Below are 21001 nucleotides of genomic sequence, written 5' to 3' on the forward strand. Positions count from 1 at the left end.
TTTTGTTTATCTTATTTTTTAAACGTTAAGTGTCCGCCCAAGCGGTATTTGCTACCAGGCGATACAAGTCGTGCAAAACTTACAATACCGTTAACTGACCATGTTCTGCGAATAACTTGCAGGCAAGGCTCTTCGTTATATAGGTTTAACCATTGGCACATTTCGTTGTTGGGCATAATGGCTTCTACTGTGTGTCTAGCTTGGGTGAGAGGTGCAACACTTGAAAGATACTCATGAGGAGTCGTTGCACTAAAATCTTGTTGTAAATAGCCGCTAGCAAGCGCAGGGTTTACAAAGCGTTCTTCAAGCTGTATTGGGCTGTCGTTTTCGTTATGAACCAGTACGCTTCGGTACACGACGCTATCTACTTCTACTCCTAGTGCGATAGCAATAGGGGCCACCGCGTTTATTGATTCAAGTATAAGCACGCTACAGGTGTAGTTGCCGTTACGTTCTTTAACTTCATCGGCAATATTTTTAATTTCAAGTAATGAAGATTGCGACTTAAACGAAGCAACAAATGTTCCAAGGCCTTGGCTACGCGTAAGTATTCCAGCTTCTGTTAATTCGCTAAGTGCGCGGCGAGCAGTCATTCTGCTAACGCTAAATTGTGTGCTTAGCTCGTTTTCAGAGGGAACGCGTTGGTTTTCTTGCCACAAACCGCTGCGAATTTTATCAACAATAAATTGTTTTATTTGCGCAAATTTAGGTGTTGTCATTAACTGGGTAGCTGCATTAGGAGTAATTTATATTAAATAAGATGACACAATCCTCTTGTATATACAAGATGTGTTGTTAGACTATATTTCAATCATGTCAGGGTATGTATGGACTGCAATATGCAAAACACTCAACAAAATAATAACTTAGAAAATATCGATTTACTTTTAATCGATGCAAATATTGCCACAATGGATCCTACTAGAGATACACCTTATGGGATCATCAAAAATGCAGCGTTAGCCATTAAAAACGGAATAATTGTATGGTTAGGTGAACAAGCATCGTTACCGCCATTTGACGCTTTTGCAACGCCAACTTTGAGCATAAAAGGGCAATGGCTAACACCTGGTTTAATAGATTGCCATACACATTTGGTATTTGCTGGTTCTCGTGCGCAAGAATTTGAGCAGCGATTACAAGGCGTAAGCTATGAACAAATTGCAGCGCAAGGCGGAGGCATTGCAAGTACAGTAAAAGCAACCAGAGCTGCAGATAGAGAGCAACTATTTGTTGATGCCAAAGACAGGCTCAATACACTGTTAAAAGAAGGCGTAACAACAGTTGAAATTAAGTCGGGTTATGGGCTTGATACCGAAAACGAAATTAAACTATTAGAAGTGGCAAGACTACTGGGTGAGCATCACCCTATTGATATAAAAACAACATTTTTAGGCGCTCATGCATTACCTAAGGAATACAAAGGCCGTGCAGATGAATATATTGATTTGGTGTGCAACGAGATGCTTGAGCAAGTCGTTGCAGGTGGCCTTGCCGACGCCGTTGATGTGTTTTGCGAAAATGTAGGGTTTAGTTATGAGCAAACTAAGCGCGTATTTGCGGCGGCGGCTAAACATAATTTGCCAGTAAAATGCCATGCAGAGCAGTTATCTAATCAGCATGGTGCTGCGCTGGTGGCCGAATTTAATGGATTATCGGCAGATCATATAGAGTACCTTGATGAGCAAGGTGTAGAAGCCATGGCAAAGGCTGGCACTGTAGCTGTGCTGTTACCGGGGGCATTTTATTTTTTAAGAGAAACTAAACAGCCCCCCATAGAGCTACTTAATCAATATAAGGTTCCAATTGCGATTGCGAGCGACTTTAACCCAGGTACTTCCCCCCTGTGTTCGGTGCAATTAATGATGAATATGGCATGTACACTCTTTAGATTAACACCAGAGCAAGCACTGGCAGGTGTTACCAGCAACGCAGCTAAAGCACTGGGATTAAATGATAGAGGAGTGTTAAAAGTGGGAGCCAGAGCCGACGTTGCACATTGGCAAATAAGCCACCCATCGCAATTAAGTTACCAATTCGGCGTAAATAAACTGTCAAATTTATGGATTTTGGGTAAACTTAATTAGTTTGTATTATTTTTGTTCATATTTAACATGTTGTTGTTAAAGTTTTTTTACGAATACGAGTGCCGTTAACTTGAATATATTAACCGACAGTAATTTTCCGATTTTTTTTAGTGGAGCGCTTTTAATGGCGATGATCACCACTTTATTTTCGGTTAAAAATACCAACATTAAATTTAGTTATTTATGCACCGGTGTTGTAGGTTTAGCTATTTTAAGTAGCGGTGAAGCATGGTTATCTATTTTATTGGCCTTTGGTTTTTGTTTTCATTTATGGCAATCATTCGAACGTAATAATTGGAGTATGATTATTACCAGCTCTGCCGCGGGACTGTTGTTTGTGGTGTTGTTTTCAGCACATTTGTTATTGGATGTGCCGTTATTTTGGGTTGTACTAGCTATATTACTGTGTGCTGTAGTTGGTTTGCTAAATGATGAAAGTGACGAGCCCAAGGTTAGCATGGCCCCAAAGCAGGTCGACGACGCCTTTGTAGAAGAGTCACCTCTTTCAGTATTTGCTAGCAAAAAAGAGTTACGCCAAGGTTACTACGTGTGGTGTGATGATACTCAAGTTGAAGCCGTGCTTATTATTATTCGACTTGAAGGCTTTGAGCAAGTTAATCAGCATATAGGCCGTGGCTTTGGCGATATTTTATTAGCGCAATCAGCAAATAGAATACAAGAACAATTAGAAAGCGAAGAAGTGATTACTTTAGTGGGTAATGAAAAACTTGCTCATTTAGGTGGGTTAAATTTTGCGTTTATTTGCAGCTTAGCCAATCATAAGCATTTACACGAACAGATTATTGACACCATACTCGGTGCAACACTTAAGCCTTTTAATGTCGCCAATTGTACGGTTGAAGTGAAAGCGCGAGCAAGCTACGTTGCCTGTAATGAGCAAGATACTAACTTTGACGATTTAATTTCTTATGCCTACTTAGCCCTTGATAGCCAGCCTACTCAAAAAGTGGTGCCTTATCACCAGCAAATGATGATTGAGCAATTGGAACAGCAAGCGCGCTTAAAAGAGCTTGCTAACATTGACTTTGCAAGCGAGCTTGAGTTGTATTTTCAACCGGTTATTTGTAATAAAAATGGTCAAATTGAATTTTTAGAATTGTTATTGCGTTGGCAGCATCCTAAACAAGGGATTTTATCTGCTAATCGTTTTATTGATGATATTAGAATTGCAGGACTTGGTTACCCACTTGCTAAGTTTGTTATAGAACGGGCTGCAGAACTTGCTATGGCACTTAGAATGGAAGGCATAGCTATACCGCTAAGCATTAACGTATTTGGCCCAGAAATGCTTAATGAAGAGTTTGTTGAGTTTGTTGATAATGTAATAACAGAGCACAACTTACAAATGGGGGATTTAATTGTTGAGTGTCCATTACATATATTTACGGGGCTCGATGATAAAGGCAGAGCGATGATCGCAAGGCTGAACAATATTGGCTTAAAGCTTTGTGTTGATGGCTTAGGTGATAACCCTGTACTGCTTTCTAAGTTACCTAGCTTAGCGGTGGAATATATAAAAGTAGCGCCGTCATTAACGGCTGATTTTAGCAACCAAAATAATATTCGCAGTTTAGTTGGCGGTATGGTTGAAATGCATAATCAGCAAAAAACAAAAGTCATTTTTGAAGGGGTGGAAACCCTTGAGCAACTTAAATTTGTTAAAAGTTTAAATGCCTATGCTGCCCAAGGTTATTACTTTGGGCATCCGCTTAGTAGCATAGGCTTAATGAGCTGGTTAAAAGAGTGGCAACAAGCACAAGGTTAATTAGAGTGAGCGCAAAGGACTTCGTTTTGCGCTACCTTACTGACGTTTCAAGGTTGTAATACAGGAGAGTAATGCTGCTAAGGTTACATTATCTATTAATTTATAGCCTCACATCACGATCAAATTTATTTGAATGAGCACTCGCTTTCTTTTGCCAGTAAATAGCTATTTACCAATGCACTGATCACTTGTCCTACATGGGTTGAACCTATTTCAGGTCCGTTTGGGTGTTGGCTCGGTGATGCCTCACATAGGTGTAAGTATTTAGCGTTTCGGTTACTTGCTGCTTTATATATAAAATGTTCAGTGTCGCTGACACTAAACCCACAGCATGTATAGGCACTTACAGGCATAAATGTAATACTGTCTAGATCTACTTCAATACCTAGGGGTAATGAATCAAAACCGTTAATAGCCTTATCAATAGACTGAGTAAGCGTTATGTCGCGTTTTACTTTGAGTGACTGGTAGCTATCAAACGTGAAGTTTGCCTGCGTCATGGCATCAATAATTGCTTGGTTATTTTTCTGCTCGTGTAGGCCAATAACATGGTAATTATTCAGTAGCTTCTCGTTATAAGCATATCGAAACCCATTGCCACTGTGGCGTCCTTCGCATTCTCTAAAGTCAGCATGAGGGTCAAAGTTTATTGCATTAACTGGTGTATGCTGTGAACCACTAAGTGCACGAATAATCCCTAAGCAGTTATTGTGCCCGCCACCAATCACAATTGGCTCAAGACCCGCTTTAAATATTAGATTTAATACACTTTCTACGCGCTCATCTAACTGTTGGCATAGCAAACGTAGTTGCTGAAGTTGTTCAGGGTTTTTGTTGTTTAATTGGTTACTTTGCGCCATTAGGTCATCAACGTGGACTTCGCCAAGTAACAACACTTTTTGAGTGGCAATAAATTGATTATGGGGTTGGTTTAAAAATTTAGATAAAAAAGCAGGCCAAGCTTCACTTGCCCCGCTATTGCCTAAATTTGCTTTAGGGCCAATGTCTTCACATATGCCTAAAAGTACATAGCGCATACCAAACTCAGCGGCATCAACAAGGGCTTGTTGAACATCTACGTGAGTGTCGAGTAAAGACATGGCTTGCCATGCTTTTTTTTCGTTTGCGCGGGTAGAGCATAAGGCTTTAACCGCGCTTTCATCATATACTTTTAACTGAGTGGTCACGTTATACTTCTACAACTTCCAACTCAAGTTCCTCAGCAGATAACACAATACCCGTGCTATCGGCATAGATGAAGTCGTCATCGAAAAACGACACACCAGCAAAGTTAACACCAATCCCATTTTCGCCAGCGCCTTCGCTGTCGGCAGCCACAGGGATTGATGCTATCGCTTGAATACCTACATCAAGCTCTTCTAGCTCATCCACATGGCGGACAGCTCCGTATACAACAATGCCATTCCAATTGTTTTCAAAAGCTAGTTCAGCAAGTTCAATATCAATAAGTGCACGGCGAGTAGAGCCACCACCGTCAATTAATAGCACTTGTTCTGTACCGTCTTGAGATAGTATTTCGCGGATCAGTTCATTATTTTCAAAACATTTAACCGTTTTAATGCGGCCACCAAAACTGTGTCGACCACCAAAGTTGATGAACATTGGTTCTAGCACGTCAACCACGTCAGCAAAGTGGTCACATAAATCAGAAGTGCTGTAATCCATTATTTTATCCTCAAAAGGTACATTAATTTATAACTCAGTATACCTGCCTTATAACCAATAACAACGACTTAATCGTAGTAAATTTAAGCAAAACAAGGAGTAAATCAAGAATGGCAACAATAGTGTCTTAAAAGCGTCACTCAATTGTTATTTACAACACCTAAGCTAAATCAGTGTTCATATATTATGCGATGAGGAATAAGCAATGGGTAATAATAATATACTTAAAAAAGTAGCTCAGTTTGACGAGCGATTATTTTTAACTTTGTTTAATTGTAACTCACCTAAGTGGCTAAAAAAAATGGCGTTTGGATTATCTAAAAGTGGTGACGGCGGATTGTATTTAGTTATATGTGCAGGTGTGTGGTGGCTTAGTAAAAACGAGCTGCACCAGCTATTACCAATCGCAATAATGCTTGGCTTTATTATTGAGCGGCCCATTTACTTTTTAGCTAAAAAGTATTTTGCACGAATAAGGCCATGCGATTGTTTAGTAACCAATGCCTATATAGTACCGAGTGACAAGTTTAGCTTACCGTCAGGTCACAGTGCTGCCGCTTTTTTAGTTGCTATTATTTTGTGTCACTTTTTCCCTCAGTATGTATGGCTATTTTTAGGCTGGGCTGGTGGTGTGGCAATATCGAGAGTGGTATTGGGGGTCCATTATCCTGCTGATATTATTATTGGTGCACTGATAGGTAGTTCATGTGGGTTATTTGCATTGGCACTAGTGGTGCCAGCATGAAAATATTATACGGTATTCAAGGCACTGGGAATGGCCATATAACAAGGGCCCGCGTTATGGCTAGCTGCTTTAAAAAACTAAACATTGACGTTGATTATGTTTTTTCAGGACGTGCAAATAAAGATTACTTTGATATGCACGACTTTGCGAACTATAAAAGCTTTAGAGGGCTGTCGTTTAATACTAAAAACGGGCAAGTAAAAAGCCTTCAAACCGTTAAAAATGCGCGTATTTGTAAGTTAGTGAAAGACATTAAATCGTTCGATGTAAAGCAGTATGACTTTGTGCTTAATGACTTCGAGCCAATTACTGCATGGGCAGCTAAACGAGCGGGTGTTCCTGTGGTTGGTATCAGTCACCAGGCGGCTTTTTTATCTAACAGTGTTCCTATGTTTAGCCGAGGTATTTTACGTAAGTCGTTAATAAAATATTATGCACCTGCTGATACGTATTTGGGGGTTCATTGGCAGCCATTTGCTGAAAACATTATTCCACCATTTATTGCACATCATGAACATAGTAATCCTGTTGCGATTATTAACAAAGTGTTGGTGTACTTACCCTTTGAAAACCTTGCTAGCATTATTGACTACCTAAAGGACTTTCCCGAAAAAGAGTTTTATTGTTATCACCCCGATGCGCAAAATAGATCGCTGGGTAATATACATTTACGTTCGCCTTCAAGATCTGACTTTTTAAATGATTTAGCCAATACAAGCGGCGTGATTGGTAATGCCGGGTTTGAACTTGCCAGTGAGGCATTAAAGTTGGGTAAAAAGTTATTACTAAAGCCGTTAGATGGCCAGTTTGAACAAAGTGAAAATGCACAAACATTACTCACTATGGGAATGGCTCATGTAATGAATTACTTAAATCCACAAGCATTAGATGACTGGAATAATGCACCTCAAAACAGGCAAATTAATTACCCTAGCGACCCTGAACCACTTGTAGATTGGTTATTACAAAAACAGTGGCATAAAACTCAATTACTACACAGAGGTTTATGGGGAAGTGTTAATTTGTAATGCCATACATTTTTCAGGTATGACCAGTTTGCAAAAAGCTAAAAAAAATAAAAGCAGATTAGTACATTAGTCTATAATAAGGTTGCATATTAACCAAAGGTGTTTGAAATGAGTTTTTTAGAAAATTTAACGATTAAGAGGCGATTGCAACTTAATGCTTTGGTAGTTGGTTTAGCAATGGTTATTCTATTATGTGTAACTATTTTTGAGGGAAAGGAAAATCTTAAATTAAATCAGACTATACAGCTAGCGAAAGAGCTGAATATTCAGCAATTAGAGTTAAGAAAGCATGAAAAAAACTTTTTGTTTTACAAAACAGAGAGCTCTTTAGAGTCGTTCGAAAAAGAGTATGCAGTCCTAGATACAAAGTTAGCTGAATTACAGGCTTTAATGGCTAGTTTAAATATAGATACTCAGAAAGCAATTCAGCTAAAAAGCTTAGTTGCTAAATATAATAGCGATTTTAATAACGTAGTCTCTCTTCAAAGAAAAATAGGCTTAAATCCAAAAGACGCTCTTTATGGTGAACTAAGAAGTGCTGTGCATAAAGTAGAAACCTTGCTTAACGAGCAGCAAAGCGATGAGTTGCTAGTACTTATGTTGCAATTAAGACGTGCTGAAAAAGATTTTATGCTGCGTTTAGATACCAAGTATCTCCCCCGTTTTGATGACACAATTACTAAGCTTGAACAAAGCCTTTCTCGTTCAACAATAGACTCAAACACCAAATCACAGCTCAATAGCTTAATTGCTACTTATCAAAGTTCTTTTCAGGCGCTGGTAAAAGCCCAAGTTGAATTAGGGGTAAACTTAGAGTCAGGAGCTCTTGGTAAAATGCGAGAAAGCGTGTCAAAAAGTGACACTGTTGTTAGCCAAATTGTTGAAGAAACAGTAACTCATGTTAAAAACAGCGTAAGTGAGGCACAGTTTTTGGCAATTACTATTTTCGTTATTGCAGGCGTTATTGTTTTAGTATTGGTTTATTTTACTAGCCATTCTATTATTGTGCCTATTGAACGCGTTTATCACAGCATAAATGACATTAGGCGCAATAACGACTTAAGCGTAATGATAGAGCAAACAGGTAAAGATGAAATCACTATCATGACGACTGACTTTAATAGTTTAATAGGTGACTTTAAAAACCTGATTTACGAAGTAAATGGCGCATTAAACACACTCAATGTAGCAACAGATCATTTATCTGAGAGCACAGCAGCCACAAGCTCAGGTATGCAAGAGCAATTACACGAAGCTGACATGGTTGCTACCGCAGCGACAGAAATGCAAGCGACTATTCAGGATATTTCGCACAACACTGAAGCGGCTGCTAAAAAAGCGGAGTCTACAAACTTGAGTGCTCAACAAGGCCGTAGCGAAGTTGAATCAACCGTTAACCATATCAGAGAATTGTCTGGATCTTTAGGCAGTGCATCTGATGTGGTGTCTCAACTAGAAAAAGACGGTGAAACGATTGGCTCGGTGCTTGATGTTATTCGTGGTATTGCAGAACAAACTAACTTACTTGCGCTTAATGCGGCAATTGAAGCTGCTCGTGCTGGTGAGCAAGGTCGCGGCTTTGCGGTGGTTGCTGATGAAGTACGCTCGCTAGCCCAGCGTACGCAAGAATCTACAAGTGAAATCGAAGGGATTATTAATACCCTACAGCAACGTACTCAGGAAGTTGTAAGCATTATGCACCAATGTCGCTCACAAGGTGATGAAAGTGCATCTCAGGCAATTAAAGCGGGTGAGTTGTTGGGTGCTATTACTGAAGATGTGCAAACCATTATGGAAATGAGTACACAAATTGCCGTTGCTATTGATGAGCAAAGCCAAGTTGCATCAGAGGTTAATAAAAACGTGGTACGTATTAGAGATATTGCACAAGATGCATCAGAGCATGCATCGCGTAACGCGCAAACCAGTGAAGAGGTATCTGAGCAAGGTCGCGTACTATATGCTGCGATAGATAAATTTAAAGTCTAAATTTATTAAAGAGCCAATAAAGTTTAAGGAATAAACTTTATTGGCACACTGTCTTTATTTTTTGTGTTTTCGCTTACACGTTCTAAATATTCATTCCACAACTGAGTCTGCTGTTCTTGCAGCTTAGCAAAATAGTTCCAGCTAAATAATCCGCTATTATGGCCATCGTCAAAATCTAGGCGCAATGCGTAATGACCAACCGGGACTATTTTTTTTATCCCGACTGATTGCTTGTTTAAAACCAGCTTCATAGGGCCAGAGCCATGGCCTTGTACTTCTGCTGATGGAGAGTGAACACGTAAAAATTCACAACTAAATACGGCTTTACTATCATCGTCAAAGTAAACATCTAAATTTTTGCTCACGCTATGATAATGCACTTTTGTTACGTGTTTCATGTTTGGTATCCCATTAAAAAAGCCCCCAATATGGAGGCTTTTAGTATAACTACTTATAGTACCAATTAAAGAATAAAGCGGCTTAAATCTTCATCTTCAACTAGTGCACCTAAATGTTTTTCAACATAAGCCGCATCAATAACTACCGACGACCCAGCTTGCTCAGACGCATCGTATGAAATCTCTTCCATTAGCTTTTCCATCACGGTATGAAGACGACGAGCACCAATATTTTCGGTTTTCTCGTTAACTTGCCATGCCGCTTTTGCAATACGCTCAATAGCGTCATCACTGTACTGAACATCAACTTGCTCTGTTTTAAGTAGCTCGCGCTGTTGCTCTGTGAGTGAAGCATGAGGCTCTGTAAGTATACGTTTGAAGTCGTTTGCAGTAAGCGCTTCAAGCTCAACGCGAATAGGTAAGCGACCTTGTAGTTCAGGGATCATGTCTGATGGTTTAGCCATTTGGAATGCACCAGAGGCAATAAATAGCATGTGGTCAGTTTTAACCATACCGTGCTTAGTATTTACTGTTGAACCTTCAATAAGCGGAAGTAAATCGCGTTGTACACCTTCTCGACTAACATCTGGACCCGATGAATCTCCGCGCTTACAAATTTTGTCTATTTCATCGATAAACACAATACCATTTTGCTCTACAGCAAATATAGCCTGCTCTTTTAGCTCTTCTGGGTTTACTAATTTGCCCGCTTCTTCTTCGGTTAGTAACTTAAAGGCTTCCTTAATTTTGAGCTTGCGCTTAGTGCGCTTATCGCCACCCATGTTTTGAAACATGCCCTGTAGCTGGTTGGTCATTTCTTCCATACCAGGAGGCGCCATAATTTCTACGTTTGGTTGTACTTGTGCTAAATCGATTTCAATTTCTTTATCGTCTAGTTGACCTTCGCGAAGCTTTTTACGGAATGTTTGGCGTGTTGATGAGTTTTCATCACGCTGAGTTTCACCGTATTGATCTTTAACAGGTGGTAAAAGTGCATCTAAGATACGATCTTCGGCCGCTTCTTCTGCGCGGTGTTTAAACTTTTTAGTTTGTTGTTCACGTGTCATTTTAATAGACACTTCAACTAAGTCGCGAATGATGGTTTCAACTTCCTTACCAACATAACCCACTTCGGTGAACTTGGTTGCTTCTACTTTAATAAAAGGGGCATTAGCAAGTTTGGCTAAGCGGCGCGCAATTTCTGTTTTACCAACACCTGTAGGACCAATCATTAAAATATTTTTTGGCGTTACTTCTGCACGTAAATCATCGTTTAATTGCATACGGCGCCAGCGATTACGAAGTGCAATAGCAACGGCTTTTTTTGCGTTAGCTTGGCCAATAATATGTTGATCTAACTCGTGAACAATTTCTCTTGGGGTCATAGCAGACATAGCGGTTCCTATTATAATTCTTCAATAGTTTGGAAGTTGTTAGTAAATACGCAGATATCACCTGCAATAGTTAGGCTTTTTTCTACTATTTCACGAGCGCTTAAATCGGTGTTTTCTAATAACGCGGTTGCGGCCGATTGGGCAAAGTTACCACCACTACCAATGGCAATTAAGTCATTTTCTGGCTGAACGACGTCGCCGTTACCGGTGATAATTAAAGAGGCAGTTTCATCGGCTACAGCTAAAAGGGCTTCTAACTTTCTGAGTGCACGGTCACTACGCCAATCTTTCGCCATTTCAACAGCAGCTTTGGTGAGATTACCTTGATGCATTTCTAGTTTGCTTTCAAAACGTTCGAACAGGGTGAAGGCATCAGCAGTACCGCCGGCAAAACCTGCGATTACTTTGCCATTATAAAGGCGTCGAACTTTACGGGCGTTACCCTTCATTACGGTATTACCCAATGAAACTTGGCCGTCGCCACCAATTACAACTTTGTTGTCGCGGCGTACACTTACAATAGTGGTCATGTTATTCCTCATCATCGAGTTGCAGGGGCAACTCGTTAAAAACGATTATGATGAGGTTATATGGGTGAATGGTTTATTTTCAAGTCCAGCCCCAAATTCCGCAGCCGACGACTTTGACACGCTTGAGTTTATTTTTATCACTTTCTGCTTGGCGTTTCGTTTTATAAGGCCCTAAACGTACTTTATACCAAATACCCGTTTCGCCTTTGGTTTCTCTTATTTCAGATATAAGACCAGCAAAGGCTATTTTAGCTTTTAACGATTCAGCCTGTTCATGAGTCCTGAACGAGCCGCATTGCATAACATATGGACCTTTTTGTTCAATTTCTTTTACTTCTACTTGCACTTCATGGTTTCTGATTTCTTTTATAAATTCAGGCGCACGAGGAACGACCACTTCTATTTTTTCTTTTTCGGCTGGGTTAGTTTGTTTTTCAACAAGCTCGGGGTCGGCATTATTTTTAATAAACCATAATCCATAGGCAAAACCGCCCACAAGCAAAGCTGCAACAATTACCAAAAGATAAGGGAATGGCTTTTTAGCAGGTTCTTTTTTGGTGTTTTTTCTATTTTTTGGTTTTTTATTAATGTAATCGTGCTGTGCCATAGCGTTATTTTGGCCTTAACCTAAATCATATCTATAGGGTCTACATCTAAACTCCAGCGAACTTTTTGTGCAAGTTTACTGGTGCTTAAATAATCAACCATTTGCGCAAGATACTGATGTAATATGCGGCGATCTTGCGCTTGAATGTGCAATTGAAACCGATACATACCCGCAATTCTTTCTAATGGGGCAGGGATCGGACCGAGCAATTGTATACCAGATACCTCGTTAACTGGAACCAAATCTGTCAAAAAGTCGACGACTAGTTTAATACTGAGCCCTTGTGCACGGACTATAGCCATATTTGTGATGGGAGGTAAATCGGCGTCATCACGCTCGCTTAACGCAAAGCGTGCAAAATCTTGGTAACCATTATTGACCAAATCTTGTAAAAGTGGATGTTCGGGAAAATGAGTTTGTAATAACACCTGGCCAGGCTCTCCTGAGCGACCAGCACGTCCTGCTACTTGAGTTACTAACTGCGCTAAATGTTCCGTTGCTCTGAAGTCGCAAGAATATAGGCCGCTGTCTACGTCTAAAATTATGACAAGGCTTACATCAGCAAAGTGATGGCCTTTTGCAAGCATTTGCGTACCTACTAATATGCGCGCTCCACCTAAATTAATTTCGTCTAGGGCTTTTTCTAAACTGCCTTTACGACGAGTTGAATCGCGATCAATACGGGTTACTGGCGTATCAGGAAACTCGTTTGTTAAAAACTCTTCTATTTGTTCAGTACCTTTGCCATTAGGGAATATTTGCGTGCTCCCGCAATCAGGGCATTGATGAGGTACTTGATGTTGGTCGCCACAATGGTGGCAAATCATTTGACCAATCGCTTTATGGAACGTGGCACTAGTACTGCAACGGTTACATTCACTTAACCAACCACATTCATGGCAAATAAGTGTAGGTGAAAAACCACGACGATTTAAAAACACCATAACCTGTTTACCACGATTTAAATGTTGGCGCATAGTAGCAAGGCTTGCATGAGCAATACCCGCCTGATCGGGCTGGCCTTTCATGTCGAGTAATTTAAATTGGTTATCGGTTGAGGTTTGAGCGCGCTCAGTCAGGCTTAATAGTTGGTACTTGTTATTAATGGCTTTATGCAAGGTTTCGAGCGCTGGAGTAGCACTGCCGAGTATAAGTGGGATTTTATGCTGGAATGCACGATAAGCTGCTAAATCTCGAGCATGGTAACGAAGGGTATCTTGTTGTTTAAATGATGAGTCATGTTCCTCGTCAACTACAATCATACCGAGCTTTAAAAAGGGTAAAAAAATACTTGATCGCGTACCTATTACAATAGCGCAACTCCCTTTTTCGCAAAAGCGCCATGTTTGTAGGCGTTCGTTATCGGTAAGTGCAGAGTGCCATAACATGATGGGTGTATCTGGAAAGCGGCGACGAAAGCGGTTTACCGTTTGAGGGGTAAGGCCTATTTCGGGGACAAGTACTAAGGCTTGCTCACCTCGCTTTAATACTTCTTCAAGACATTGAAGATAGACTTCGGTTTTACCACTACCGGTAACCCCTTCTAATAAAAACGTGTTAAAGCCTTTACTTTGGTTAATTGCAGTGCAAGCTACGGCTTGCTCTTTATTCAGTGTAGGCTTACTACCCACTGTTGGTGCAGTACTTTGCCACTGATTATCATGTTCTATGGTTTGTGTAACAAGCGCTTTTGCAATAAGGCTATCGATAGTTTTTTTACTAAAGCCGAGTGCTTTAAGCTCGGTTAATGATGATTTACCTGACTGTGCAAGTTGCTTTAATAAGTTAAGTTGAGTTTTTGCTTTGAGTGACGGAAGTGTTGATCCTTTTTCTGTCAGCATAACCATATTGATACTGGTTTTATCCGGTGACTCACCTTGGCGCAGCGCACTAGGTAGCGCTATATGAATTGTTTCGCCGAGTGGGTAACAGTAATAGCGAGATGTAAAACTCAAAAGCGCAATGTGTTCAGATGATAAAATAGGCGCGTCATCAATGACTTCGATGATGGATTTTATTTTGTTTTCGGGGACGTCGGTCATGCTTTTAATAGCTAAAACAACGGCGACTTTTTTTTGGTTACCAAAAGGCACCAACACACGCATACCCGGTTTAAGTGGTGATGCCATGCCATCGAGTTGCTTACTTACTTTATAATCAAAGGTGCGCGGTAAGGGGACTTTTATAGCGACTTCAGCAAAACACATAGCAACTCAACTCATAAAATTAATGATGTAATGTACTAAAAATAACGTTAAAAACCTACTAGCAAATATTGCTTGCTTAAGTGTTTGCCTACTTTTTTAGCAAAACAGTTAATAATAGCTTGTGTGTTTGATGGTAGTTGGATAAAATCCGCGACCAACAAATTTGTTTTAACGACGTATGGTGCCAGACTTCGGGTTTGGAGAGCGATGCGGCCTTAACTAGAGGTTTCTATGAAAGAAGGTATTCACCCTAAGTACGAAGTAATTTCTGCAACTTGTTCATGCGGCAATAAATTCGAAACAAGCTCTACTCTATGTAAAGACATTCACCTTGACGTATGTTCAGCGTGTCACCCTTTTTACACTGGTAAGCAAAAAGTTTTAGACACTGGCGGACGTGTTGATCGTTTCAACAAGCGTTTCGGTGCACTTGGTAGCAAGAAGTAATTTTTGCTGTCTCGTTAAATTAAGCACCTTAGGGTGCTTTTTTTATGCTTTTAATTTAGTTATACCAATTTAATAGTAATAACGTTTCGATTTAAAAAATTAAGTTTTACACGAATGGCGTCAATGTTTTTTAATATAGGACAACTAAATAACAAATTATTTAGCTTATTGCTCGATTTTCATATTTCCCTGCTATGCATAACTATTTCCTGTTCTTATTCTGAATATGCATAAACCTTTACAGACAAACCGCAAATTATTCTCTATATTTTTAATTAGTTCATTTTTTAACTAAGTGGTTAAATGCAGCTAACGTGAAGTTATATGTTTTTAAAGTATGTGAATAAGCCTATTTTTGCTTATTTTTATAGTACTTTATTAAGATATTTTATAAAAAATAATGAAAGAACAAATGTGCCTTTAGAATCCGTTATTGGATGAATTTTTATTTATAAAGTGTCGATATAATTTACAAAAGTTATTGAAAAACCTCTTAAAATTAATCGAACTAGCATATAACAGGATAGACCTGATATTGCTTGGAATTTAAAAATAATAAGGGTATCGTAGCCTAAACTTCACCTCTCACTTTTACTTTAATTGCAGGATACAATCGCGTTATGTCAGACTTTCGTGAACAAGCACTACACTATCATTCGCACCCCGTTCCAGGAAAAATTAGCATTGAACTAACAAAGCCTGCTGAAACGGTAAAAGATCTCGCATTAGCATATAGCCCAGGAGTTGCAGAACCCGTACGTGAAATCGCTGCAGACCCTGCAAACGCTTATAAATACACAGGCAAAGGGAATATGGTTGCGGTTATCACTAATGGTACTGCAATTTTAGGCTTAGGTAATTTAGGCCCACTTGCTTCAAAACCTGTAATGGAAGGTAAGGCGTTACTGTTTAAGCGATTTGCTGGCCTTGATTCTATTGATATCGAAGTGAAACACCGCACTACTGAAGACTTTATTAATACAGTTGCTAATATTGCCGACACGTTTGGCGGAATTAACCTTGAAGATATTAAGGCGCCAGAGTGTTTTGAAATAGAAAAAGCATTGATTGAGCGCTGCAGTATTCCGATATTTCATGATGATCAGCACGGTACTGCCATTGTAACTGCTGCGGGTATGTTGAACGCGCTTGAGGTGCAAGGCAAGTCTATCGAAAATGCGACTATTGTGTGTTTGGGTGCCGGTGCTGCTGCGGTTGCTTGTATGGAGCTGTTAATTAAGTGTGGTGCTTTGCGCGAGCACATTTATATGCTTGACCGTAAAGGTGTTATTCATACTCGTCGTGATGACTTAAATGAATACAAAAAACTTTTTGCTAACAATACAGACAAGCGCACGTTGCAAGATGTTATTGAAGATGCAGATGTATTTGTTGGTGTATCGGGGCCTAATCTATTAGCTGCCGATGATTTAAAATTAATGGCAGAAAAACCAGTTGTGTTTGCTTGTTCAAACCCAGATCCAGAAATTGATCCTGCACTGGCTCATTCTGCTCGAAACGATCTAATTATGGCAACGGGTCGATCAGATTACCCTAACCAAGTTAATAATGTTCTGTGTTTTCCGTTTATATTCCGCGGTGCTCTTGATGTACGCGCCAGTGCAATAAATGATGAAATGAAAATTGCAGCTGTAGAAGCGATAAGAAGTATTGCTAAAGAGCCTGTACCTGCTGAAGTACTGACGGCTGCGGGTGTTGATAAGCTGGAGTTTGGTGATAAGTATATTATTCCAAAACCAATGGATCCTCGTTTATTACCACGCATTGCAAAAGCGGTTGCAATAGCTGCTGTAGAGTCAGGTGTTGCACAAATTGATTTACCAGAAAACTATATGGAATAACGACTAAGTCGTAATTTAGACACAAAAAAACCTCAATTAATTGAGGTTTTTTTGTGTCTAAATTACGTTTAATCTTCGTTTAAAACAGGCACTTCTAGCCCCATTTCTTGCATTATTTTTTTCACTTCTTCAGGAACTTTTTCGGCGTTGTCTTTACGTAAGTCGTCGTCGTTAGGCAAAGGTTGACCGGTAAATGCATGTAAAAATGCTTCACAAAGTAATTCACTATTTGTTGCATGACGTAAGTTATTAATTTGACGACGCGTGCGTTCGTCCGTTAATACCTTTAATACATTTAGTGGGATTGAAACGGTAATTTTTTTTACTTGTTCTGATTTTTTCCCGTGTTCTGCGTATGGGTGAATATACTCACCATTCCATTTAGCCATAAGATGTATCGTCGCCTCAGATTAATAATTGCTCATATGCACTACAATGCATATGAATATGCGTGAAATTCTATCGATTTAAAAAAGATAGTCAAATACTAGTTGTTTAGCCATCTGGAGCTTTAAATGTTTTGACATCTTTAATAAGATAAATTACTCTTTTAGACGTCTAAACATCCAAATTAAATAGGTGACGAATATGAGCGAAAAAAATAAAGCAACCATTGCAGTAAGAAGTGGTGTTGAAGCAGACAAGCATCATGGCGCAGTTGTCGCACCTATTTACTTATCAACCACCTATTCGTTTGCCGACTTTGATACAAAGCGTCAATACGATTACGGGCGAAGTGGTAACCCCAATCGTGATATTTTAGCCGAAACCTTGGCTGAGCTTGAAGGTGGCGCACGCGGTATTATTACTGCTACGGGTATGTCTGCCGTTCACTTGGCTACGCAAATCCTGAATCATGACGATACGTTAGTGATCCCACATGATTGTTACGGCGGAAGCTATCGTTTATTTACTTCACTGCAAAAGCGCGGTTTGCTCAAGCTAGAAGTTTTAGATTTAACACAAGCACACAGTTTAGATAAAATTTTAGCAATTAAACCTAAGCTAATTTGGATAGAAACACCAAGTAACCCATTACTACGCTTAACTGATATTAAAGCAATAACCGATGTTGCTAAGCAGTGCGGTGCTTTAGTCGCTGCCGATAACACATTTTTATCACCAGCATTACAAAACCCTATTAAATTTGGTGTTGATATAGTTGTACATTCCACCACCAAGTACATCAATGGTCATTCAGATGTAGTGGGCGGTGCGGTGATTGCTGCTTCACAAGAGCTGGGCGATGAGCTGGCATGGTGGGCAAATAATATAGGTATTACAGGTGCGCCATTTGATAGTTATTTAACATTGCGCGGGTTGCGAACACTAAATGTGCGTTTAAAGCAGCATCAAGAAAACGCATTAGCGATTGCTAAATACCTAGAAAAGTCGGAATTTGTTCGCCAAGTTTATTACCCTGGTCTTGAATCACACCCACAGCATGAATTAGCCAAAGCGCAGCAACTAGGCTTTGGTGGCATGGTGAGTTTTGATATTAAAGGAGACGTAAACGATGCTGCGGCGTTTTTAACCAGCTTACGTGACTTTAGCTTGGCAGAGTCTTTGGGCGGAGTAGAGAGCCTAATATGCCATCCTGCAACCATGACCCATGCTGGCATGGAGCCTAAAGCTCGTCTTGAAGCGGGAGTGGGCGATACACTTATTCGAGTTTCAGTAGGTATAGAAGATATAAACGACTTATTAGCTGATTTAGAGCGCGTGTTTCAGCTTGTAAAGCCAGGCAGTAAAGCAAATTTAAACAAAGGAGCAGGCGGTGACATTAAATTAAGTGCCGCTCATCCAGCGCTTTGGTGAACAATATGACACAAACAGTACATAAATTTGGTGGTTCAAGCCTTAGTTCGGCTCAGCGGTATGAGCGGGTTGCGAGTATTATTTTAGAGCATACTCAGCCGGGCGATTGTGTTGTTGTATCTGCGGCGGGAAAAACAACCGATACTTTAGTAAAGTTATGGCAAAGCTATCAGCAACAAGATACGCATGTCGTTGCTGATATATTGCTGCAATTAAATAATCATCAAACTGATTTAATCACACAGTTACTTCATGCAGATCTTAAGCGAACTGCTTTAACGCGTTTGCATAGTGAACTAACAGCGATTAGTGAATTGATAAAAAACCAAGGCTTGAAAGAAGCTCCCTTGCTTGCTCATGGTGAGGTATGGTCTGCACGCTTATTGGCGCTTTACCTTACGCAATTAAATATTAATGCTTGTGACCTTGATGCTCGAACACTTTTTACATTAAATAATGGGCAATTGTTACATACCCAAAATGCGCAGCAATGTGCGAAGTTTATAACCCCAGACTACATTAATGTTGTCACAGGCTTTATTGCATCAAATACGTTGGGTGACACGGTTACACTTGGTCGCAATGGGAGTGACTATAGTGCAACCCTACTCGCTAATTACTGCCATGCTAAGCAGGTGTGTATTTGGACTGATACACAAGGTGTATACAGCACAGACCCTCGCAAAGTTAGTAAAGCGGTTAAATACAATAAAGTATGTAGAGGTCAAGCTAACCTATTAGCGCGATTAGGTAATCCTGTTTTACACGCTAAAACGCTTTCTCCTTTAAGAAACAGCGATATAAAACTATCTGTTCGTAGTAGTTTTGATGTGCAAGCAACGCCTACAGATATAGTTAAAGAAGGAAATGTAAAACAAAAGCGTTTTATTACCACCTTAAACAACATCGATTTATTAACAGTTGAAAAGCTGGCCGAAGGCGAAGTCGCAGATGTTAGCCAGCTTATTCAACACAGCATTCATCACTTTAGTCAAAATGGTGAAACTTATTTAGTTGTCCCCTCTGCTTCAACATATAAAGTTGTTAGTTATTTTGAGGGTAGAGCAAACATTAGCGAGTCGAGCTTAAATGGCTGTGCGGTTGTAGCGCCTGTTAATGATATTTCAAAATTGAATGTATTGGCTATTGATACGTTAAATGCTCATGCCATCGAGCCGCGCTTTATTCACCAAGACAGTGGATACATTTTACTATTAACGGATCAGGTTATAGATAGCGATATACTCAGTGTTTTAAACGATAAGCTTATTAATAAAGGCCAAGAAGTCGCTTTAATAATCGCGGGCCTTGGAAATGTGGGAGAGGTATTTATAGAGCAGTTGTCAGCTCAATTCGAGCGTTTATCTGGTGACTTTACAATTAAATTGGTCGGGTTAATACGCTCTGAAACATTACTTTTTAATCCCAGTGGTATAAACATTGCGGATTGGAAAACGCATTTTCTCTCAGAAAGCAAAGCTTATAATAACCAAACATTACTAAACATAATTAGTGAACTTGATTATGAGCATAAAGTGGTTGTTGATATTACCGCAAGCGAGGCATTTAGCCAGTTATACCCGGAGTTTATTGCATTAGATTGCCACTTGATCAGTGCTAATAAATACGCTGGAACTGCAGATACAGCATGGTATAAAGCTTTGCGTACGAGCATTAGTGAACGAAATTTGCATTGGCGCTACAACACAAGCGTAGGTGCAGGCTTACCTGTTAACTTTGCATTGGCAGACTTGCAAAACAGTGGTGACAAAATCACTCGTATTGAAGGTGTTTTTTCAGGCACGTTATCGTGGTTATGCAGTAAGTTTGACGGAACAATACCATTTTCTGATCTGGTGCTTGAAGCACAAAAGATGGGGTTCACAGAGCCCGATCCGCGTGAAGATTTATCAGGACGTGATATGCAGCGTAAACTGCTTATACTTGCCAGAGAGCTTGGTTTAGAACTCGACCTTGATGATATAAGCTTATCAGCACTCATGCCCGAAACGCTTGCTATAGGAAGTTGGGACGACTTTTTAGCTAATGAATCCACCCTCAATGACTTTATTGACGCTCATGCTGCAGCTGCCAAAGCACAAAGTTCCGTACTTCGTTACACGGGTTTACTTGAAATTACGGAAAACAAAGTAACCGCTAAAGTAGGTATTACTTATATACCTATTGGTGATGCGTTAGCTAATTTAACACCTGGCGATAATATTTTTGTCATTAATAGTAAGTGGTATAGCGCTAACGCTCTTGTGATTCAAGGGCCAGGTGCGGGTAAGGAAGTAACCGCGGCGGGTATTCATTCTGACTTATATTGGCTGGTACAAAATATAAAATAAAGGTTACAAGGGCCTTGTATCAATCCGCAATAATACCTAATCATTTTGCGGGGCTAAACGTGTCGC

The 21001-nt window shown here is 39.9% G+C and carries 18 protein-coding genes; 9 read left to right on the forward strand and 9 right to left on the reverse strand.

The window, feature by feature from the left end; translation table 11 throughout:
- Positions 1-11: 11 nt before the first annotated feature.
- The gene (gene hutC, locus BCG07_RS16640; RefSeq protein WP_039036251.1) at positions 12-719 is read right to left on the reverse strand and encodes a histidine utilization transcriptional repressor HutC; all 708 of its coding nucleotides are present in this window, start codon (positions 717-719) and stop codon (positions 12-14) included.
- A gap of 120 nt (positions 720-839) precedes the next feature.
- On the opposite strand from hutC, the gene hutI reads away from it, so the two are divergent.
- The gene (gene hutI / locus BCG07_RS16645; protein ID WP_286891177.1) at positions 840-2087 is read left to right on the forward strand and encodes an imidazolonepropionase; all 1248 of its coding nucleotides are present in this window, start codon (positions 840-842) and stop codon (positions 2085-2087) included.
- A 124-nt stretch (positions 2088-2211) separates the two neighbouring features.
- Positions 2212-3873, forward strand: coding sequence for an EAL domain-containing protein (locus tag BCG07_RS16650; RefSeq protein WP_248518715.1), 1662 nt, complete (start codon positions 2212-2214; stop codon positions 3871-3873).
- A gap of 125 nt (positions 3874-3998) precedes the next feature.
- Here BCG07_RS16650 and BCG07_RS16655 read toward each other — a convergent pair whose 3' ends face one another.
- Both BCG07_RS16655 and rraA read right to left on the reverse strand, forming a co-directional pair.
- Positions 3999-5060, reverse strand: coding sequence for a formimidoylglutamase (locus BCG07_RS16655; protein WP_286891180.1), 1062 nt, complete (start codon positions 5058-5060; stop codon positions 3999-4001).
- Position 5061: 1 nt separating this feature from the next.
- Positions 5062-5559 (reverse strand): ribonuclease E activity regulator RraA, encoded by a 498-nt coding sequence (gene rraA, locus BCG07_RS16660; protein ID WP_006793083.1) that lies wholly within the window; start codon positions 5557-5559, stop codon positions 5062-5064.
- Positions 5560-5764: 205 nt separating this feature from the next.
- Between rraA and BCG07_RS16665 the strand changes: the two genes are divergently transcribed.
- The 3 genes from BCG07_RS16665 to BCG07_RS16675 all read left to right on the forward strand — a co-directional run bounded on the left by BCG07_RS16665 (position 5765) and on the right by BCG07_RS16675 (position 9321).
- Positions 5765-6304 (forward strand): phosphatase PAP2 family protein, encoded by a 540-nt coding sequence (locus BCG07_RS16665; protein ID WP_006793084.1) that lies wholly within the window; start codon positions 5765-5767, stop codon positions 6302-6304.
- On the forward strand, positions 6301-7332 hold the full coding sequence (locus BCG07_RS16670) for an MJ1255/VC2487 family glycosyltransferase (protein WP_006793085.1): 1032 nt from the start codon (positions 6301-6303) through the stop codon (positions 7330-7332). Before BCG07_RS16665 ends, BCG07_RS16670 begins: the two co-directional genes overlap by 4 nt.
- A 108-nt stretch (positions 7333-7440) precedes the next feature.
- Positions 7441-9321 carry a methyl-accepting chemotaxis protein gene (locus BCG07_RS16675; RefSeq protein WP_286891183.1) on the forward strand — a complete coding sequence of 627 codons (1881 nt, stop codon included), beginning with the start codon at positions 7441-7443 and terminating at the stop codon, positions 9319-9321.
- A gap of 23 nt (positions 9322-9344) precedes the next feature.
- On the opposite strand, the gene BCG07_RS16680 is transcribed toward BCG07_RS16675, so the two are convergent.
- From BCG07_RS16680 to priA, 5 genes are all read right to left on the reverse strand, one after another.
- Entirely contained in the window at positions 9345-9719 is a 375-nt protein-coding gene (locus BCG07_RS16680; RefSeq protein WP_008128222.1) for a gamma-butyrobetaine hydroxylase family protein, read from the reverse strand.
- Positions 9720-9784: 65 nt separating this feature from the next.
- Complete coding sequence (gene hslU, locus BCG07_RS16685) at positions 9785-11113, reverse strand: ATP-dependent protease ATPase subunit HslU (protein WP_006793088.1); 1329 nt, start codon at positions 11111-11113, stop codon at positions 9785-9787.
- Positions 11114-11124: 11 nt separating this feature from the next.
- Positions 11125-11643 (reverse strand): ATP-dependent protease subunit HslV, encoded by a 519-nt coding sequence (hslV, locus tag BCG07_RS16690; protein WP_006793089.1) that lies wholly within the window; start codon positions 11641-11643, stop codon positions 11125-11127.
- Positions 11644-11722: 79 nt separating this feature from the next.
- Positions 11723-12250: an SPOR domain-containing protein gene (locus tag BCG07_RS16695; protein ID WP_006793090.1), complete on the reverse strand. Its 528-nt coding sequence runs from the start codon at positions 12248-12250 to the stop codon at positions 11723-11725.
- A gap of 20 nt (positions 12251-12270) precedes the next feature.
- Complete coding sequence (priA, locus tag BCG07_RS16700) at positions 12271-14457, reverse strand: primosomal protein N' (RefSeq protein WP_286891185.1); 2187 nt, start codon at positions 14455-14457, stop codon at positions 12271-12273.
- A gap of 231 nt (positions 14458-14688) precedes the next feature.
- On the opposite strand from priA, the gene rpmE reads away from it, so the two are divergent.
- Both rpmE and BCG07_RS16710 read left to right on the forward strand, forming a co-directional pair.
- Positions 14689-14904: a 50S ribosomal protein L31 gene (rpmE, locus tag BCG07_RS16705; RefSeq protein WP_006793092.1), complete on the forward strand. Its 216-nt coding sequence runs from the start codon at positions 14689-14691 to the stop codon at positions 14902-14904.
- Positions 14905-15524: 620 nt separating this feature from the next.
- Positions 15525-16766, forward strand: coding sequence for a malic enzyme-like NAD(P)-binding protein (locus BCG07_RS16710; RefSeq protein WP_006793093.1), 1242 nt, complete (start codon positions 15525-15527; stop codon positions 16764-16766).
- 68 nt (positions 16767-16834) lie between these two features.
- On the opposite strand, the gene metJ is transcribed toward BCG07_RS16710, so the two are convergent.
- Positions 16835-17155, reverse strand: a complete 321-nt coding sequence (gene metJ, locus BCG07_RS16715; protein WP_006793094.1) for a met regulon transcriptional regulator MetJ — start codon at positions 17153-17155, stop codon at positions 16835-16837.
- A 199-nt stretch (positions 17156-17354) separates the two neighbouring features.
- Between metJ and metB the strand changes: the two genes are divergently transcribed.
- Complete coding sequence (gene metB, locus BCG07_RS16720; protein ID WP_286891188.1) at positions 17355-18584, forward strand: cystathionine gamma-synthase; 1230 nt, start codon at positions 17355-17357, stop codon at positions 18582-18584.
- A gap of 5 nt (positions 18585-18589) precedes the next feature.
- Positions 18590-20935 (forward strand): bifunctional aspartate kinase/homoserine dehydrogenase II, encoded by a 2346-nt coding sequence (gene metL, locus BCG07_RS16725; protein ID WP_286891190.1) that lies wholly within the window; start codon positions 18590-18592, stop codon positions 20933-20935.
- The last annotated feature ends 66 nt before the right edge of the window (positions 20936-21001 follow it).

The sequence above is a fragment of the Pseudoalteromonas sp. ESRF-bin5 genome (genome assembly GCF_002632075.1).
Classification (GTDB): domain Bacteria; phylum Pseudomonadota; class Gammaproteobacteria; order Enterobacterales; family Alteromonadaceae; genus Pseudoalteromonas; species Pseudoalteromonas marina.